The organism is Pseudomonas sp. GM_Psu_1, assembly GCF_026544185.1.
GTDB classification, from domain to species: domain Bacteria; phylum Pseudomonadota; class Gammaproteobacteria; order Pseudomonadales; family Pseudomonadaceae; genus Chryseomonas; species Chryseomonas oryzihabitans.
The window spans coordinates 146,014-162,259 of record NZ_JALNUX010000010.1; the positions used below are offsets into that span (position 1 = coordinate 146,014).

Below are 16,246 nucleotides of genomic sequence, written 5' to 3' on the forward strand. Positions count from 1 at the left end.
GGACTTTCCATGCGCCCTTATCTCTGCCTGTTCCTGCTGCTCGGCCTCACCGGCTGTACCAGCGTCTCGATGAATTCCTATCTGGATGCCGCCTATAAATCCTATAGCGAAGGCGACTGCAACAATGCCTTGCTGCAGATCTCCCAGGCTGAACGCAAGGGTCGGGCACGGCCCTGGCTGCAACCGGAATTTTCCATGCTGCGCGGCCAGTGTCTGGAGCAGCAGCAACTGTACGCCGACGCGGTCCAGACCTATCGTTTCATCCAGGTCCGGTTTCCGGCCAGCGAATACGCCTATCGGGCCCAGGCCCGACTGGACACCCTGCGCCAATTGGGGCTAGATGGCGGAACGGCCGTTGCGACGCCCCAACCGGTGCGGAAACTACCGCAGCGCTGAGCTTTCCAGGACGTTGTCGGTAAAGTGGCTTTACCGTGTGCAGGATGAATCGCACCATGACTCAGAATCGTCGTATCGAGCGCCACCAGCTGCCCTACTATCTGAAGGTGTTCAACCGCTTTACCGACAAGCCCATGGGCTACATCGGCAACATTTCCCGCGAGGGGCTGCTGATGATCAGCCAGCTGCCCATGCTGGTGAACGCGCGCTTCGAACTTCGGCTGAAGATTCCGGGGCAGGACGGTCAGCTGCATTTCGTCGATTTCGACGCCCGCTGCCAGTGGAGTCATGAAGACGTGACCCCGGGCAACTACGATTCGGGCTTCAGCGTCGCCGAGCCGCCGGCCGAATTCGCCGAATTGATCGACGTGCTGCAGCACTACTTCACCTTCGGCCGCCTCTCTCAGTCGGCGGCCTGATCCGGGTCACCGGCATTCCATAGCTGCAGCAGGCGGGTCTGCAGATCCGCCGTGGCGCCGGCCGCCAGCCAGCGGACGTGCCTTCGCTCCAGCCGCGCGGCCAGCCGCTCGCCCGGGATCCGGGCCTGCCAGGCGTCGGCATAGCGGCGCGCATCGCGCCAGCTGCGGATGTCGTCGGGTTCCGCCACCTGCCGCCGTGCGGTGTCGACCAGCCAGAGCTGCAGGCCGCGTCGGACCAGGTCCAGACGGCCGAGCCAGACCGCCAGCTCTTCATCCAGCGGTGCCGCCACCACCAGCACACTGCCCGGGCGCGCCTGACGGCAGAGCCGTGCCAGCGCTGCCCTGAGATCACTCGTCGCACCTGGCAGCCGCACCGGCAGTTCGGCTGGCGTCAGGCGGCAAGCAGCCGTGCCTGCCGCCAGCAGGCGCAGCTCGGGATCGAGACCATAGAGCCACAGCTCATTGCCGCTGGCCGCCAGGGCCTGCCCGAAACCCAGCATCTGCTGGTGGTCGCCTGACCGCTCGGCCTGTCCTCGTCCCTGCTCGGTCGGGCTGGCGATCAGCAGGTGCAGGGGGGTATCCGCGCGCAGGCATGCCCTGGAGGCCGGCGCGGCGAGCGGCGGATGCTCACCACTCGCTCGCCGGCGCCGGCGGGCGTTCAGCCGCCCCATAACGCTCAGTCCCAGCAGCAGCAGGGCACCCGCCGCCGGCAGGCCCTGCCAGCGCAGGGGCGCCAGTCCGCCCAGGATCAGGCTGAGCAGCGCCAGGGCGACCAGCGCCAGGGGCAGGCAGCGCTGGATCATGGGCGCGGTGCCGGACACTGTCCCAGCAGCTTGAGGATCTGGCCGTCCAGGCTGTCACCCTCGAATTCGCGTTCTGGCGTCAGCCGCAGCCGCGGCCGCAGCACGGCGGGCAGCAGGGTGCGCACATCCTCGGGCGTCACGCTGTCGCCACCCCGCAGAAAGGCCTGTGCCTGGGCCAGGCGCAGCAGGGCCTGACCGGCGCGCGGTCCGGCGCCCTGTTCGAAGGCCGGCCATTCCCGGGTGAGACGGATCAGGCGCACGGCATGCTCCAGGACCGGCTCCGCAACCGGCAGGCCGGCCACCAGTCGCTGCAGCGCCGGCAGATCCCGCGCCTGCAGCAGGGGGCGCAGCGCCGCCGCTTCCAGGGGGTCGCCCTGACCCTGCTGCACGGCCAGGCGCAGGGCGGCCAGTTCCTGGCCTTCTGCCGGCCACTCCAGACGCAGTTGCACCAGGAAGCGATCCCGCAGCGCCAGTGGCAGCTCGCTGCCCGGGGTGCGGGTGGCGATCACCATGAAGGGCGCCGGCAGGGGCAGCTGGCGACCGCCCAGGCTCAGCTGGCGGCCCTGCAGGGCGTCGTCCAGCAGCTGGAGGACCACCGGCGGCGCCCGATGCAGGTCTTCGAGCAGGACCAGGGAATTGAACAGCGGACCCCGGCGCAGACGGGCACTGTCGCTGCCGACGTCCGTGACGATTTCGCCGGCCACCTCGGCGGGGGTCAGGGCCGGATGGCAGTGCAGCCGGGCGAAACCGGCATCCAGGCTGGCCGCCAGGGCGCGTGTCAGCAGCGTCTTGCCGGAGCCGGTGGGACCTTCCAGCAGCAGGTGACCGCCGGCCAGCAGGGTGGCGAGCAGTCCGTCCACGGCGGCGTCCTGCTGTGGCAGCACCTTGAGCAGGGCCTGTCGCAGGGCCTGCAGGCGGGTCAGGGCGCGGGCCTTGACGCCGGTATCGCCAGCGTCCAGCGGGGTGGCGTCAGGAGGGGAACTGTCGGTCATCGGAAGTCCTCGGGAGCGGGGGACGCACGGCCAGGTGCAACAGGCGCAGCTGGACGATGCGGCGGGTGAAGTCGCGAGCGGAGAGGCGCGCCGGGCTTGGGCGCATCGCCTCGCCCACCGCGCGGGTGCTCAAGCCGCTCAGACGCGCAAGATATTGCCAGCGCTCGGCCACGCCTTGGTCGGCGAGTTCGGGGCGGCGGCGGTGCACCTCGCGCTGGATATCGCGCTGCAGCGTGGCGATCAATTCGGGCCAGCGTTGGGCATCACGCCGTGGCGCCGGATTCTGCCGACGACGTCTCAGCCAGATCCCTGCCGCCAGCGTCAGCAGCCCAAGGGCCAGGCCATAGCGTTGCAAGGCGTCCAGCCACAGGGGGAGCGGTGGCGCCGGGGCGATCAGGGTCACCGGCGCGCCCTGGGTGAGGTACCACAGCAGCCAGGCATTGTCGTACTGGGCGAGATGGGCGTTGCTCCAGAGATCGCTGTCCGACAGCAGGGTCACGCTGCCATCGCCCCAGGGCAGCATCAGCATATGGGTGGCGCTGGCGCTGCTGGCCCAGGCCACCGCCTGATCGCCGACATCGAACAGATGGCGACTGTCGTCGAAGCCGAGATAGGCGGGAGCATCGTCCTCGGCGAGATAGAGTTGGGTCAGGTTGGGCCACAGGGGCAGCGCCATGATCGGCGGGGCGGCGCCGCCCAGTTCGCGGGTTGCCATGGGACGCACGCCCAAGGTCGCGCTGAGCGCCAGGGTGCTGTCATCGGCGACGGCCACCAGCCGGCCGCCCGCCTCGACCCAGTCCAGCAGCGCCTGGGCCTGAGCCTCCGCCAGGGGCGGGTTGCCGGCCAGCCAGAACCTGACGTCCTGGGGCGGTAATTCGGCGAGCTGCTCAGGCTGGCCGCGTTGCACCCGGCTGCCGAAGTGCTGCAGGTAAGCCGCTGCCAGCGCCTGGGGATCGGTGCTGCGGGTGGTCGCGGCGAGTTGGGTGGCGAGTTGGCGCGCGGTCCGGCTGTCGAGTCCCTGATGGGTCAGGCGCAGGCTGGCCGGGCCGCTGTCGGTCTGCGGCGGCAGGGGGCAGGACAGCGGCTCCTGCTGCGCGAGGCACGCCAGCGACAGGGTCAGCGCCCAGACGGCGGCGCCCAGGCGTACGCCGATACCTCGGCACCTGGAACGAACGGAGAGCCGATCGACTGAACGCATGGTAAGGGAGGGTACGCGGTAGACGGACGCCAGAGCCTAGCGGGTGCGGGCGCCCGGGAGCAAGGCGCGCGACGATGCTAGACTGCGCCGATTCTAGGGGAGGGCGGTGTGACGCAAAGTATCTTCTGGTACGACTTCGAGACCACGGGCATCGATCCACGGCGGGATCGTCCGCTACAGGTGGCCGGGGTGCGTACCGATCTGGACCTCAACGAAATCGAAGCACCGCTCAATCTGCATTGCCAGCTGAGCGAGGACGTCCTGCCCCATCCGGCAGCCTGCCTGGTCACCGGTATCCTGCCCGCCACCCTGCAGCGCCTGGGGCTGCGCGAGCGGGACTTCGTCCAGCGTCTGCATGAGGAGCTGCGGCGTCCTAACACCTGCAGCGTCGGCTACAACAACCTCAGATTCGACGACGAAATGGTACGGCACAGCCTGTACCGCAACTTTCACGACCCCTATGCCCGCGAGTGGCAGCAGGGCAACAGTCGCTGGGATGTGCTTGGCCTGGTCCGGGCGCTCTATGCCTTTCGCCCGGAAAGCCTGGACTGGCCGCAGGACGAGCAGCGCGTTTCCCTGCGCCTGGATCGCCTGACCGTCGCCAATGGCATCGAACACGCCCAGGCCCATGACGCCCTGGCCGATGTCCGCGCGACCCTGGCCCTGGCGCGCCTGGTCAGGCAGCGGCAGCCAAGGCTCTATGACTATCTCTGGACGCAGCGCCAGAAGAAGGCGGCGCTGGCGCGCATTCGTCTGCTCGAACCCCTGCTGCATGTCTCGGGACGCTTCAGCGCCGAGCGGCACTTTCTCGCCCCTGTCCTGCCGCTGGCCTGGCATCCGGTCAATCGCAATGCGTTGATCGTCTGCGACCTCGGCCTGGCGCCGGAGCCGCTGCTGGACCTGGACGTCGAGACCCTGCGCGAACGCCTCTATACCCGGCGGGATGCGCTGGCCGAGGGTGACCTGCCGGTGCCGCTCAAGCTGGTACAGGTCAACAAATGTCCGATTCTGGCGCCCTTCAGCGTCTTGCGTCCGGCGGATACGGAACGGCTTAACTTCGATCTGGCCGCCGTCTGGCGCTGCGTCCGCCAATTGCTCGACCAGCGTGCGACCTGGCAACCCAAGGTGCAGGCCCTCTATGCCGAGGCATCCGGATTGGCCGCCCAGGAACAGGAGGCCGAAGCAAGACTGTACGACGGCTTCATTGCCGCCGAAGAACGGCAACTCTGCGACCAAGTTCATCAATGTCCGGCAGAGCAACTTGGCAGCCGCGCCTGGCCCTTTCGGGATGAGCGACATCCAGAGCTGTTCTTTCGCTATCGAGCGCGCAACTTTCCCGAGTTGCTGACGGCGGAAGAAGAGGCTCGTTGGCGACAATTCTGTCGGCAGCGTCTGCTGGGTGAAGAGCAACAAGGTCATATGACCTGCACGCAGTTCCTCACCCTGACCGAACAATTGCGGCGAGAAGTCCCGGTTGATCAGGTGCCGATTCTCGAGGCGTGGTCCGCTCATGTTCGAGCGGTGATGCAGCGATTGGATCGGGCGGTTGCCTGAAGTCGCAAAAGCCGGATACCGATCCGAGGCGTTTGTTAACCAAAAAAGAGTGGCAAGCAGCAAATTCGGACGGACGCTATCCGACCGCGGTTGAAGCAAGGGAAAAGTGAAAGGGAAGTACCGCGTCGGAGATGAAAGCGCTTCGGGCGCTGTGGTGCGGGATATCGATAACGGCGAGCGGTCACCAGGCCTAACCTGGGTCCGCGCCCGGCAGGCTGCGGTAAACGCCTGCCAGGCGGGCAAAAAGAACGCCGGCTGGCCGGCGTTCTTCTGATCAATCCAGCAGCGTTGCCCAGGATTCGACGTCGTCCGAACCCCATTTGGCTTTCCACTCTTTCAGCGTCTTGTGATTGCCACCCTTGGTTTCGATCACTTCGCCATTGTGCGGATTCTTGTATTGCTTAACTTTGCGCGCGCGCTTGGGCGTACTGCCACTGCTGGCCTTGGGAGTGCGCGCCTGGCGGGCAGGCTTGGCTTCGGTATCGAGAATGCCGATGATGTCGCGCAGGGACTTCTGATACTCACCCATCAACGCGCGGAGTTTCTTTTCGAATTCCAGTTCGCGCTGCAGTTTGTCGTCCTCTTGCAGCGACTTCAGGCGCTCCTGCAATTCCTTGATGGCTTCTTCGGTCTGGCGGTATTCATTGATGAGCGACATAAACGGCCTTTGTTCTGAGTGATGCAGAGATGAAAGTCTGCATTGATCATAGATTGGCTATCGGGATAAGTAAACTGTCCGCATGACAGGCCGATAATTGCAGCCCGTTTCGTCGCAACAGCGAAGTTGTCGAATACGCGTAACTTTCGACAGGGCATTGGCGGAACTTATCGGTTCTTACTTGTCCTTTGCAAAGTCTTTACCCTGGCCCTACAGTCGCGCGCTATGGTGCCCTGCGCCGCTCGACGCTGCCGGCGACTGCGCCTAGAATGCAGCCCCTTTTCGTTCGAGGTTGTGCTATGCAAACGTTTCGTCTGGTGATCGCCTGTCCGGACGGGGTAGGTATCGTGGCCAAGGTCAGCAACTTCCTGGCGACCTATAACGGCTGGATTACCGAAGCGAGTCACCATTCGGATACGGAGAGTGGCTGGTTCTTCATGCGCCATGAGATCCGCGCCGATTCACTGCCCTTCGATCTGGCCGGCTTCAGTCAGGCCTTCGCACCCATCGCACGGGAATTCTCCATGCAATGGCGGATCACCGATTCGGCCCAGCGCAAGCGCGTGGTGCTCATGGCCAGTCGCGAATCCCACTGCCTGGCCGACCTGTTGCACCGCTGGCACAGCGGCGAGCTGGATTGCGAGATCCCCTGCGTCATCTCCAACCACGACACCCTGCGCAGCATGGTCGAATGGCACGGCATTCCCTTCTTCCATGTGCCGGTCGATCCCGCCAACAAGCAGCCGGCCTTCGACGAGGTGTCGCGGCTGATCGATCTGCACCAGGCCGATACCGTGGTCCTGGCGCGCTACATGCAAATCCTGCCGCCGGATCTCTGCGCGCGCTATGCCCACCAGGTGATCAACATCCACCACAGTTTCCTGCCGTCCTTTGTCGGGGCCAAGCCCTATCACCAGGCGGCGCAGCGCGGCGTCAAGCTGATCGGCGCCACCTGCCACTACGTGACCGAAGAGCTGGATGCCGGGCCGATCATCGAGCAGGACGTGGAACGCGTCAGCCACCGGGACAACGTCGAAGACATGGTGCGCCTGGGCAAGGACGTCGAGAAGATGGTGCTGTCGCGCGGCCTGAGATACCACCTGCAAGAGCGGGTCATGGTTCATGGCAACAAGACCGTCATCTTCGACTGACCACGAACGGCCAGCGGCGGCGCCCGGTACCGCGGCGCCGCCACCGCGCCTGGGCGAGGGCTGCCTGGCGCGCTATGACCTGCAGGCCATGACTGAAGAGGGCGGCGCCGACTTCAGTGCCGCCGCCGCGCTCTGGCAGCAACTGCAGGCACGGCAAGAGCACGAGGACGCCCCGGACAGCAGGGATACGGACTCGACTCAGGCGTCCTGAGCGGTGGCCTCGGCGCTGGTCTTGGCCTTGAGATCGGCGATCTTGCGTACTTCGGAGGCGAACACCTCGTCCTGCACGGTCGGCCGTTTTTTCCAGGGCTTGCGGTCGGGCTTGGGTTGAGCGGCGTAGGTGACGATTTCGCCACCGTAGACATCCTGATAGCGCTGGGCCTGGCGTTCCAGTTCAGCGCGAAGTTGATCTTTGGTCACGGGTTCGATCTTGTTCGAGTGTCGCGAGAGGCGAGCGGTCGTCAGGACCGCTCGAAGCCGTTGCGCAAAGGGCGCGGCTGCGGAGTCTAGCCGCCGCGAGGTCCTTTGCCTATCCCACTCGATCCAGGACGCGCATGGACAGGTCGATGGCCTTGACGTCCTTGGTCAGGGTGCCGATGGAGATGTAGTCGACACCGGTCTGGGCGATGCCGAGCAGGGTGTCCTGATTGACGCCACCCGAGGCTTCCAGCTTGGCCCGGCCGGCGGTCAGGGCCACCGCCGTACGCATGTCGGCCAGGCTCAGCTCGTCCAGCATGACGATGTCCGCGCCGGCGCTCAGGGCCTGTTCCAGCTCCTGCAGATTTTCCACCTCGACCTCCACCGGACGCCCCGGCGCCAGTTGCCGGGCGGTGGCCACGGCCTGGGCGATACCGCCACAGGCGGCAATGTGGTTTTCCTTGATCAGGAAGGCGTCGAACAGGCCGATGCGGTGGTTGTAGCAGCCGCCGCAGGTGACCGCGTATTTCTGGGCGCGGCGCAGGCCGGGCAGGGTCTTGCGGGTGTCCAGCAAGCGGACGGCGGTGTCCTGCACCAGATCGGCATAGTGGCGGCAGCGGGTGGCGGTGCCGGACAGCAACTGCAGGAAATTCAGGGCGCTGCGCTCGCCGGTGAGCAGGGCGCGCGCGGGACCCTGGAGTTCGAACAGCACCTGGTCGGGCGCGACCCGCTCGCCGTCGGCGACCTGCCAGCGGACCTCGACTGCGGGATCCAGCACCCGGAACACCTCGTCGACCCAGGCCGTGCCCGCCACTACCGCGGCCTCGCGGGTGATGATCCGCGCCCGGGCCTGCTGGTGAGCGGGGATCAGACCCGCCGTGAGATCACCACTGCCGACGTCTTCGCGCAGTGCGGCGGCGACGTTTTCGGTGATGACCTGGGCGAGATCGGCAGAGGTGGCGCTGGACATGAACGGACTCCGGTAGGGATAGCGGCGGACGCGCGGGCAACTTTAGGGGAGGTTGACGATCTGAGATAGACAACGTTGAGTTATTCTAAGGGCAGGCGCTGACAGACAGGTGCCTTGTGAACCCTGTCATGTACTGTGCAGATGCCGATTGGTCGATGCCTTAGCAGAGCAAATAATGGCACATCGACAACGTTTCACCTCGCGGCCAGGGCGGCCAACGTTGTTCAATGCTCCTGTAGTGGAACGCGATTCAGCCGAACGCAAGAACGGTTGTGGGAGGCGGTGGTGCAGAACGACGTAAACGTAGTTCATTTCAAGGCGCTCGGGGAGTCCTCTTCCCGATTGCCTGCAGTGCTTTTACCGGTCAGGGATCGCGCCGCTCAGCGACTCAACGCCTCCTTGCAGCAGCTGTTCGACAACGCCGACGATGCGCTGTTTGAAATGGCCGATCGCGCCGGCAGCAACCAGGAACAGAGCCTCTATTTCGAAGCGATGCGCGACCTGCGTCTGCGCCGCAAGAGTATCGAGCGCAGCTTTCTCCAGCAGTATTTCGAGCGTTTCGCCGCGCTGAACAACCTGGTCGGTAGCAAGCCGGAGATGCGCCTGGACAGCGTCTCCTACGAAGACCTCAGCCTGGTGCAGAACGATGCGCTGGAAGAGAGCGTCGCCGTGGACACCATGGTGGCCAAGGCGCTCAGCAACAACGCCATGGCCATCAGCCACCTGACCATCAGATTCAATACCCAGCTGTCGAGCAAGCTGGACGACTCGACCCATCCGCTGGGCCCGCGCCGTCTGTGCGAGGCCTTCGTCGAAGCCTGTCGCGATCTCGACACCGACATCAAGGTCAAGCTGATCATCTACAAGCTGTTCGAGCGTTTCGTGCTCAATGGTCTGGGTCAGCTGTACGCGGAATCCAATCGGCAACTGGTCGACGCCGGCGTACTGCCCCAACTCAAGGCCATCCCCCAGCAGGTGCCGAGCCGCTCGGCCAAGGGCTACAGCGGGCGCACCCCGGCCCACGTCAACAGCGAAGACGACGGTCAGGAGCTCTTTGGTACCCTGCAGGGCCTCCTGGCCCAGCTGCGCACGCCCGGCAGCGCCACCCTGGGTGGCGGCATGGCGGTCGATGAGGGTGCCGCGAACGGTGATGGCCAGGCCATCACCAGCTACGACCTCATGCGGCTGCTGTCGCACCTGCAGCAGCAGATTTCCGGCCAGTCCCTGGAGGGCTATGACCTCAAGGCGCAACTGGGGGTGGCCCTGGGCCGCATCAGCGAGCGCTCGGGTCGAAAGCGCGTGGTGGGGCAGGTCGACGAAGACGTCATCAACCTGGTGGCGATGCTGTTCGAATTCATCCTCGACGACCTTACCCTGCCGGATTCGCTCAAGGCGCTGATCGCTCGCCTGCAGATTCCCATGCTCAAGGTCGCGGTCCTCGACAAGACCTTTTTCAGCCGTGGCAGCCATCCGGCCCGGCGGCTGCTCAACGAGATCGCCGCCGCCTCCCTGGGCTGGGGCGAGCAGAGCGATCTGCAGCGCGACGGCCTGTACCAGAAGATCGAGCAGATCGTGCAGCGCCTGCTGTCCGACTTCGTCGACGATCCGGAGATCTTCGCCGAGCTGCTGGCCGACTTCATGGCCTATGTCAGCGACGAACAGCGGCGCAGCGAATTGCTCGAGCAGCGCACCCGCGATGCCGAGGAAGGCCGGGCGCGCGCCGAGATCGCCCGCTTGCAGGTCGAGCACGTCCTGAGTCAGCGCCTGCAGGAGCACCAGTTGCCAGCCGCCGTGCAGCGGGTTCTGCGCGAGGCCTGGAGCCAGGTGCTGCTGCTGACCTGCCTGAAGCAGGGCTACGACTCCAGCGAATGGCGCGCAGCCCTCAAGACCATGGACGATCTGATCTGGAGCATCCAGCCGCACCACGACGTGGCGTCGCGCCAGCGTCTGCTGGAGATGGTGCCCGGCTTGCTCAAGGCGTTGCGGGAAGGCCTGGCCAGCGCGGCCTTCGATCCCTTTTCCACCTCCGAATTCTTCACCGAACTGGAATCCCTGCACGTCCAGACCTTTCAGCAGACCCGTCCCGAGCTGGCGGATGCGGCAGCGGACAACGCGAGCGTGGCACCTGCCTCGCCTCCCGCCGAGGAACCCTTCGAGCTGCCACGCGCAGGCGAACGGATCACCGGGCTGACCAGCGACTCCCTGGAGTGGGTGGATGCCCTTTCGGTAGGCGCCTGGCTGGAGATCCAGGACGTCGAGCAAAAGCTGCGCTGCAAGCTGGCCGCGGTCATCCGGCCCATGGGCCGCCTGGTGTTCGTCAATCGGACCGGCATGAAGGTGCTGGATCGCACCCGTGAGGAGCTGGCGCTGGATTACCAGGAAGACCGGGTACGGCTGCTGGACGATGCCTTGCTGTTCGACCGGGCCATGACCTCGGTGATCGGCAACCTGCGGGGCCAGTCGCCTTCCTGAGATCGCTGCGACACAAAAAAGCCGTCCCTCGGGACGGCTTTTTTCATGCCTGGGCCAGGGGCCTAGTGCAGTTTGAGGCGCGGCTCGGTCTTGCGTCTCAGGTGATCGCCGGCAAACAGCGCCAGGGCGCGCAGCGGGCCATAGAGGGCCACCTGGTGCATCCGGTAGAGCGAGACATAGAAGGTCCGCGCCAGCCAGCCTTCCAGGGTCAGACTGCCCAGGGCGCCGCCCATGAGATTACCGACCGCGCTGAAGCGCGACAGCGAGATCAGCGAGCCGTAGTCCTTGTAGACGTAGTCGGGTAGCGGCTTGCCTTCCAGGCGTGCCTTGAAGGTCTTGACCAGCAGGGAGGCCTGCTGGTGGGCGGACTGGGCGCGCGGCGGCACGGTACGGGTATCGCCGGGGGTCAGCGGGCAGGCCGCGCAGTCGCCCAGGGCGAAGACATTCGGGTCGCGGGTGGTCTGCAGCGTCGAGTTGACCACCAGCTGGTTGATGCGGTTGGTCTCGAGACCCGCCAGGTCCTTGAGAAAGGCCGGGGCGCGGATGCCGGCGGCCCAGACCTTGAGGCTGGCCGGGACGAATTCACCCGCGGTCTGCAGGCCGTCGGCGCGGACTTCCTTGACCGCCGAACCGGTCAGCACCCGCACGCCGAGTTTTTCCAGGGTGCGATGCGCCTGGCCGGCGATCCGCTCGGGCAGGGCCGGGAGGATGCGCGGACCGGCTTCGACCAGGGTGATGCGCAGGTCTTCGGGGCGGATGCGATCCATGCCGTAGGCCTGCAGCTCTTCGGCGGCGTTGCGCAATTCGGCCGCCAATTCCACGCCGGTGGCGCCGGCACCGACGATGGCCACTTCGATGAATTCACCCGGCTGCTCGCTGACATGGGCACGCAGGTAGTGGGTCAGCAGCTTGCGGTGGAAGCGCTCGGCCTGGGCCCGGGTGTCGAGGAAGATGCAGTTTTCCGCGGCGCCCGGCGTGCCGAAATCGTTGGTGGTGCTGCCGATGGCCAGTACCAGGGAGTCATAGCCGATCTCCCGTTCCGGGACCAGGACGGCGCCGTCGTCCTCGATGGCGGCCAGTTGCACCTTGCGGCGCTCGCGATCCAGGCCGGTCATGCGTCCGAGCTGGAATTCGAAGTGATTCCACTTGGCCTGGGCGACATAGCTCAGTTCGTCTTCGGTGGAGTTGAGCGAGCCGGCGGCCACCTCGTGCAGCAGCGGTTTCCACAGGTGGGTGGCATTGGCGTCGATCAGCACGATCTGCGCCTGGTCGCGCTTGCCCAGGCTACGGCCCAGGCGGGTAGCCAGTTCCAGGCCGCCGGCGCCGCCGCCGACGATAACGATGCGATGGGTCATGGAGAGCACTCATAGAGAAGGAAAGCGTGAGCCGGACCGGGCGCGTCGCCGCGTGCGGGCGCAGTCCCGGGCTGGTGAAAATCTGGGGTCGTCGAAGCGCGCGAATCGAGACATCTAGCAAGGAAGATGGGCGAAAAGTCGTGAAATTCAAGGGAAGCGGCCTGCATCTGCTCTGGCAGGGACGTCTGCGGCGACGAGAGGTAGCGCTAGTTTAACCGGGCTGGCCCGGCCGTTCGACCCTAGGGAAACTGGGGTCAATCCAGGACCTCCAGCCGATCGCCCAGGCGGATGATGCCGCTTTCCAGGACCCGGGCCGTGAGGCCGCCGTGGCCGCGCATGGCCTGGAAGGTCCCTGGCCCGAGACGTTCTTCCAGGCGCGCGCAGGGCTGGCACCAGCCGGTGGTCTCCAGCACCGCCTGGCCGATGCGAAAGCGCCGATTCTTCAGGCTGAACAGATTGATCCCGGCGATGGCCAGATTGCGGCGCAGGTCGGCGGGTGCGACCGCCTTGCCGATCAGCGCGGCCACCACCGGCAGGTGTTCCCACTGGATCAGGGTGACCTGGCGCTGGTTGCGCGGGGTGGGCCGGGCGTGATCGCCGGTCAGGCCGGCGTCACGCCGGGCCTCCACCGCGTCGATTTCGACCATGGGTGCGCGCGCGCTGGGTCGCACGCCGATCCAGCGCACCTCGCCGGACTGGGGAACCTGGGCCAGCAGTTCTTTGAGAGGGATCATGGGGCTCCTCGACGCGATGGTGGTGCCAATCCGAGCGGTAGGGCAGGATAGCGGCCTCGATAGACCGTTCAAGAGAGGATGCCATGCGCGCTGGAGTTCTGGCGTTGTTGCTGTCGTGTCTGCTGCTGCCCCTGACCGCTCTGGCGCTCGAACCGGGTGAGCGAGTGGCGCCCTTCACCCTGCTCGATCAGCGTGACCAGCCCTATACCTTCGACGACCAGCTGCAGGTCCTGCTGCTGGCGCGCAGCATGAGCGGCTCGGGGCTGGTCAAGGAAGCCATGCGCGATCAGCCGGCAAGCTATATCGACGGCACCCGGGTGGCCTACATCGCCGACATCAGCAGCATGCCGGCGGCCATCACCCGGATGTTCGCCGTGCCGGCCATGCGCAAGTACGGCTACCGGGTCCTGCTCGACCGCGAATCGCGCATCGTGCCGCGCTTTCCCGGCGCGGCCGACAAGGTGCTCTGGGTGACCCTCGACCATGGCCGTTTCGTCGGTCAGCGGGAATTCAGCGACGCCAGCGCGCTGCGCGACGCGCTCAAGGCCAAGGCCCGCTGATGGACGGGGTGTTCGTCGATGGCTGGTATCGCGAGGCGCGGCTGTGTCCTTCGCCCAACCACAACGAACGCCCGGCAGGGACCGAGGTGTCCCTGCTGGTGATCCACAACATCAGCTTGCCGCCCGGGCAATTCGGCACCGGCTGCGTCCAGGCCTTCTTCCAGAATTGCCTGGATCATTCGGCCCATCCCTTCTTCGCGGAGATCGCCGAGCTGAAGGTGGCGGCGCACTTTCTCATCGAGCGCGACGGGACGGTGACCCAGTTCGTCTCCTGCGCCCAGCGCGCCTGGCATGCCGGCGTCTCGTCCTTCGACGGACGCGAGAACTGCAACGACTTCTCGCTGGGCATCGAACTGGAAGGCACGGACGACCTGGCCTACACCGACGCCCAGTACCGTGCCCTGGGGCGGCTGACGCGGGCGCTGCAGCGCGCCTATCCGGCGATCACCGCGGAACGTATCCAGGGCCACAGCGACATCGCCCCGGGGCGCAAGACCGATCCCGGTCCGGCCTTCGACTGGGCGCGGCTGCAAGGCGAATTGGCGGTCGAGGAGAACTAGGCGAGGCCGGCGGCGTCCCAGCCGAACACTGCGCAGGCATTGCGGGTGGTGACGGTGGCCAGGGTCTCGGGCGAGACCTGCCAGAGCGGCGCCAGGGCGGCGCAGATGGCCGGCAGATGGGTGGGGCTGTTGCGCACGTCCGGATGCATGGCGGGCGGCATGTCGGGCGCATCGGTCTCCAGCACGATGCCCTCCAGCGGCAACTGTGGCAGTACCCGCTGCAGTCTCTTCGCCTGCGGCCAGGTGGGTGCGCCGCCCAGGCCGATCTTGAAACCCAGGCGCAGGTATTCGCGGGCTTCCTCGAAGCTGCCGGAAAAGGCATGGGCGATGCCGGCCCGGGGTGGCTTGAGACGCTTCAGGATCCTGACCACATCGGCATGGGCGCGGCGCACGTGCAGCAGCACCGGCAACTCCAGCTCCATGGCCAGGCGCACCTGCTGTTCGAAGAACCAGGCCTGGCGCGCCTTGTCCGGCGCCTCGATGAAATAGTCCAGACCGATCTCGCCCAGGGCGCAGAGGGGGGGATCGCTCCGGCGCTCCAGGCAGAAGGCCCGGAGCGCTTCGATATCGGCTTCCTGATGACGCTGCAGGTACAGGGGATGCAGGCCGGGCGCCGCATGGAGGCCGGCATTGGCCGTGGCGACCCGCCAGAGTTGCGGCCATTGGCTGCGCTCGACGCCGATCAGCACCTGGCGGACCACTCCGAGGCGCGCGCACTCGGCCAGTAGCGCCGGTCGCGCGGCGTCGAAGTCCGGATAGTCCAGGTGATTGTGGGTGTCGATCAGCAGGCTCATGACAGGCGGCGTTTGAGGACCCTCGGGATGGCTTGGACACCGGGCAGATAGTGGTCGTTTTCCAGGGCGTCCAGCATCAGTTCCAGGGCGCGCTCGGTGATGACCTCGTGCTGCTGGGAGATGGCGTTGACCTTGAACGGCAGATAGTCCAGCAACTGGGTATCGCCAAAGGTGGCCAGGCGCAGGGTATCGCCCTCGGCCAGCGGATGATCGCGCAGCACGTCCAGCACGCCCTGCAACAGGACGTAGGAGGTGGTCAGCAGCGCCTCGGGCCAGTGGCCGAGTTCCTCGATCATGGCCAGTGCCTGGGCGCGACCGCCTTCCCGGCTGTAGTGGGGCGCATGCCGCTCCCAGTGGCGCGCCGGGTGATCGGCGAGGGCGGCGGCGAAGCCGGCGGCGCGGGCGCGGCTGATGGCGAGGTCGGGGCGGGCGCCGATCAGGGCGATGCTGTGGGTGTCCGGCGTCAGCAGCGTGGCGGCCAGTTGCCGGCCGGCGGTGTGGTCGTCGCTGACCACCGAGCAGAATTGGGCCGGATCGAGCTGGCGATCGATGGCGATGATCGGGATGTTGTGTTCCTGCAGCTGGCGGTAGGGGGCGTCGTCCTCGGCCAGGCTGCTGGCGGTGAACAGGCCGTCGCAGCGGCGGGCGCGAAACAGCGCGATGAGCTGGCGTTCGCTGTCGGGATTGTCGTCAGTGCAGGCGATCAGCAACTGATAGCCACGCGCCCGTGCCCGGCGTTCCAGCTGCTTGGCCAGACGTGCGTAGCTGGGGTTTTCCAGATCCGGCAGCAGGAAGCCCAGGGTGTGGGTGGCCCCGCGGCGCAGGCCGGCGGCGCGCTGGTCGGGCTGGTAGCCGTGGGCTTCGACCACGGCCATGACCCGCGCCACGGTGGCCGCGCTGATGCGCCTTTGCGCCGCCTTGCCGTTGATGACGTAGCTGGCGGTGGTGAGGGATACGCCGGCCAATTGGGCGATGTCGCTGAGTTTCACGCCTGTTCCTCGTGGGACCTGAATGGCCTGGCGCTGTACGGCGCTGGCGAGACGGTCTTTATTGTGTGTTGTGCTTCAAGGATCGGCGATTATCGAGTAACGTTCCAGTCCCATTGGGTGAAACGTTTCAGCTTTCTGTTGTCCGAGGGCTGGCACGAATCTGCCAAGGGCCCTGTCACGCCTCTCCCGACGCGGTTGCAGGGCTGAGCGAGCCGGCAAGCATC

The 16,246-nt window shown here is 66.3% G+C and carries 18 protein-coding genes; 8 read left to right on the top strand and 10 right to left on the bottom strand.

Annotated elements, in window-relative coordinates:
- Positions 1-9 precede the first annotated feature (9 nt).
- A complete protein-coding gene (locus OXS31_RS17445; RefSeq protein WP_007162036.1) occupies positions 10-396 on the top strand; it encodes a hypothetical protein in 387 nt (128 codons plus the stop codon).
- A 56-nt stretch (positions 397-452) separates the two neighbouring features.
- Complete coding sequence (locus OXS31_RS17450; protein ID WP_007162035.1) at positions 453-815, top strand: PilZ domain-containing protein; 363 nt, start codon at positions 453-455, stop codon at positions 813-815.
- On the opposite strand, the gene OXS31_RS17455 is transcribed toward OXS31_RS17450, so the two are convergent.
- The 3 genes from OXS31_RS17455 to OXS31_RS17465 are packed head-to-tail and all read right to left on the bottom strand — an operon-like array spanning position 800 to position 3,808.
- Positions 800-1,618 carry a hypothetical protein gene (locus OXS31_RS17455; protein ID WP_181085085.1) on the bottom strand — a complete coding sequence of 273 codons (819 nt, stop codon included), beginning with the start codon at positions 1,616-1,618 and terminating at the stop codon, positions 800-802. The genes OXS31_RS17450 and OXS31_RS17455 overlap by 16 nt on opposite strands.
- The gene (locus OXS31_RS17460; RefSeq protein ID WP_181085087.1) at positions 1,615-2,610 is read right to left on the bottom strand and encodes a MoxR family ATPase; all 996 of its coding nucleotides are present in this window, start codon (positions 2,608-2,610) and stop codon (positions 1,615-1,617) included. Before OXS31_RS17460 ends, OXS31_RS17455 begins: the two co-directional genes overlap by 4 nt.
- Complete coding sequence (locus OXS31_RS17465; protein ID WP_042137221.1) at positions 2,588-3,808, bottom strand: DUF4350 domain-containing protein; 1,221 nt, start codon at positions 3,806-3,808, stop codon at positions 2,588-2,590. The genes OXS31_RS17460 and OXS31_RS17465 overlap by 23 nt, the downstream gene beginning before the upstream one ends.
- 108 nt (positions 3,809-3,916) lie before the next feature.
- Here OXS31_RS17465 and sbcB point away from each other — a divergent pair, with 108 nt between their 5' ends.
- Positions 3,917-5,362: an exodeoxyribonuclease I gene (gene sbcB / locus OXS31_RS17470; protein WP_169854857.1), complete on the top strand. Its 1,446-nt coding sequence runs from the start codon at positions 3,917-3,919 to the stop codon at positions 5,360-5,362.
- Between the two features lie 274 nt (positions 5,363-5,636).
- Here the strand turns inward: sbcB and mvaT are convergent, their stop codons facing one another.
- Positions 5,637-6,020, bottom strand: coding sequence for a histone-like nucleoid-structuring protein MvaT (mvaT, locus tag OXS31_RS17475; protein ID WP_042137226.1), 384 nt, complete (start codon positions 6,018-6,020; stop codon positions 5,637-5,639).
- A gap of 299 nt (positions 6,021-6,319) precedes the next feature.
- On the opposite strand from mvaT, the gene purU reads away from it, so the two are divergent.
- Positions 6,320-7,171, top strand: a complete 852-nt coding sequence (purU, locus tag OXS31_RS17480) for a formyltetrahydrofolate deformylase (RefSeq protein WP_007162029.1) — start codon at positions 6,320-6,322, stop codon at positions 7,169-7,171.
- On the top strand, positions 7,143-7,382 hold the full coding sequence (locus OXS31_RS17485) for a hypothetical protein (RefSeq protein ID WP_108582579.1): 240 nt from the start codon (positions 7,143-7,145) through the stop codon (positions 7,380-7,382). The genes purU and OXS31_RS17485 overlap by 29 nt, the downstream gene beginning before the upstream one ends.
- Here the strand turns inward: OXS31_RS17485 and OXS31_RS17490 are convergent.
- Positions 7,370-7,591, bottom strand: coding sequence for a hypothetical protein (locus OXS31_RS17490; RefSeq protein WP_027600287.1), 222 nt, complete (start codon positions 7,589-7,591; stop codon positions 7,370-7,372). The genes OXS31_RS17485 and OXS31_RS17490 overlap by 13 nt on opposite strands.
- 109 nt (positions 7,592-7,700) lie before the next feature.
- A complete protein-coding gene (nadC, locus tag OXS31_RS17495) occupies positions 7,701-8,558 on the bottom strand; it encodes a carboxylating nicotinate-nucleotide diphosphorylase (protein ID WP_027600288.1) in 858 nt (285 codons plus the stop codon).
- A 285-nt stretch (positions 8,559-8,843) separates the two neighbouring features.
- Here nadC and OXS31_RS17500 point away from each other — a divergent pair, with 285 nt between their 5' ends.
- Positions 8,844-11,030 carry a DUF1631 domain-containing protein gene (locus tag OXS31_RS17500; RefSeq protein ID WP_181085091.1) on the top strand — a complete coding sequence of 729 codons (2,187 nt, stop codon included), beginning with the start codon at positions 8,844-8,846 and terminating at the stop codon, positions 11,028-11,030.
- A 62-nt stretch (positions 11,031-11,092) separates the two neighbouring features.
- Here OXS31_RS17500 and OXS31_RS17505 read toward each other — a convergent pair whose 3' ends face one another.
- Together OXS31_RS17505 and OXS31_RS17510 are read right to left on the bottom strand one after the other, a co-directional pair.
- Entirely contained in the window at positions 11,093-12,385 is a 1,293-nt protein-coding gene (locus OXS31_RS17505) for an NAD(P)/FAD-dependent oxidoreductase (RefSeq protein WP_027600290.1), read from the bottom strand.
- Positions 12,386-12,639: 254 nt separating this feature from the next.
- Positions 12,640-13,119: an MOSC domain-containing protein gene (locus tag OXS31_RS17510; protein WP_027600291.1), complete on the bottom strand. Its 480-nt coding sequence runs from the start codon at positions 13,117-13,119 to the stop codon at positions 12,640-12,642.
- Between the two features lie 83 nt (positions 13,120-13,202).
- On the opposite strand from OXS31_RS17510, the gene OXS31_RS17515 reads away from it, so the two are divergent.
- Both OXS31_RS17515 and ampD read left to right on the top strand, forming a co-directional pair.
- The gene (locus tag OXS31_RS17515; protein WP_027600292.1) at positions 13,203-13,679 is read left to right on the top strand and encodes a hypothetical protein; all 477 of its coding nucleotides are present in this window, start codon (positions 13,203-13,205) and stop codon (positions 13,677-13,679) included.
- Entirely contained in the window at positions 13,679-14,239 is a 561-nt protein-coding gene (gene ampD, locus OXS31_RS17520) for a 1,6-anhydro-N-acetylmuramyl-L-alanine amidase AmpD (RefSeq protein WP_007162021.1), read from the top strand. Before OXS31_RS17515 ends, ampD begins: the two co-directional genes overlap by 1 nt.
- Here ampD and OXS31_RS17525 read toward each other — a convergent pair.
- Positions 14,236-15,033 carry a TatD family hydrolase gene (locus OXS31_RS17525; RefSeq protein ID WP_181085095.1) on the bottom strand — a complete coding sequence of 266 codons (798 nt, stop codon included), beginning with the start codon at positions 15,031-15,033 and terminating at the stop codon, positions 14,236-14,238. The two genes, ampD and OXS31_RS17525, sit on opposite strands and share 4 nt — an antisense overlap.
- Positions 15,030-16,022, bottom strand: coding sequence for a catabolite repressor/activator (gene cra, locus OXS31_RS17530; protein ID WP_007162019.1), 993 nt, complete (start codon positions 16,020-16,022; stop codon positions 15,030-15,032). Before cra ends, OXS31_RS17525 begins: the two co-directional genes overlap by 4 nt.
- Between the last annotated feature and the right edge of the window lie 224 nt (positions 16,023-16,246).

What these genes read in the sequence shown, in the direction of transcription:
- OXS31_RS17445 (WP_007162036.1), top strand. Translation starts at nt 10, where the DNA reads ATGCGCCCTTATCTCTGCCTGTTCCTGCTGCTCGGCCTCACCGGCTGT.
- OXS31_RS17450 (WP_007162035.1), top strand. Translation starts at nt 453, where the DNA reads ATGACTCAGAATCGTCGTATCGAGCGCCACCAGCTGCCCTACTATCTG.
- OXS31_RS17455 (WP_181085085.1), bottom strand. Translation starts at nt 1,618, where the DNA reads ATGATCCAGCGCTGCCTGCCCCTGGCGCTGGTCGCCCTGGCGCTGCTC.
- OXS31_RS17460 (WP_181085087.1), bottom strand. Translation starts at nt 2,610, where the DNA reads ATGACCGACAGTTCCCCTCCTGACGCCACCCCGCTGGACGCTGGCGAT.
- OXS31_RS17465 (WP_042137221.1), bottom strand. Translation starts at nt 3,808, where the DNA reads ATGCGTTCAGTCGATCGGCTCTCCGTTCGTTCCAGGTGCCGAGGTATC.
- mvaT (WP_042137226.1), bottom strand. Translation starts at nt 6,020, where the DNA reads ATGTCGCTCATCAATGAATACCGCCAGACCGAAGAAGCCATCAAGGAA.
- purU (WP_007162029.1), top strand. Translation starts at nt 6,320, where the DNA reads ATGCAAACGTTTCGTCTGGTGATCGCCTGTCCGGACGGGGTAGGTATC.
- OXS31_RS17485 (WP_108582579.1), top strand. Translation starts at nt 7,143, where the DNA reads ATGGCAACAAGACCGTCATCTTCGACTGACCACGAACGGCCAGCGGCG.
- nadC (WP_027600288.1), bottom strand. Translation starts at nt 8,558, where the DNA reads ATGTCCAGCGCCACCTCTGCCGATCTCGCCCAGGTCATCACCGAAAAC.
- OXS31_RS17505 (WP_027600290.1), bottom strand. Translation starts at nt 12,385, where the DNA reads ATGACCCATCGCATCGTTATCGTCGGCGGCGGCGCCGGCGGCCTGGAA.
- OXS31_RS17510 (WP_027600291.1), bottom strand. Translation starts at nt 13,119, where the DNA reads ATGATCCCTCTCAAAGAACTGCTGGCCCAGGTTCCCCAGTCCGGCGAG.
- OXS31_RS17515 (WP_027600292.1), top strand. Translation starts at nt 13,203, where the DNA reads ATGCGCGCTGGAGTTCTGGCGTTGTTGCTGTCGTGTCTGCTGCTGCCC.
- ampD (WP_007162021.1), top strand. Translation starts at nt 13,679, where the DNA reads ATGGACGGGGTGTTCGTCGATGGCTGGTATCGCGAGGCGCGGCTGTGT.
- OXS31_RS17525 (WP_181085095.1), bottom strand. Translation starts at nt 15,033, where the DNA reads ATGAGCCTGCTGATCGACACCCACAATCACCTGGACTATCCGGACTTC.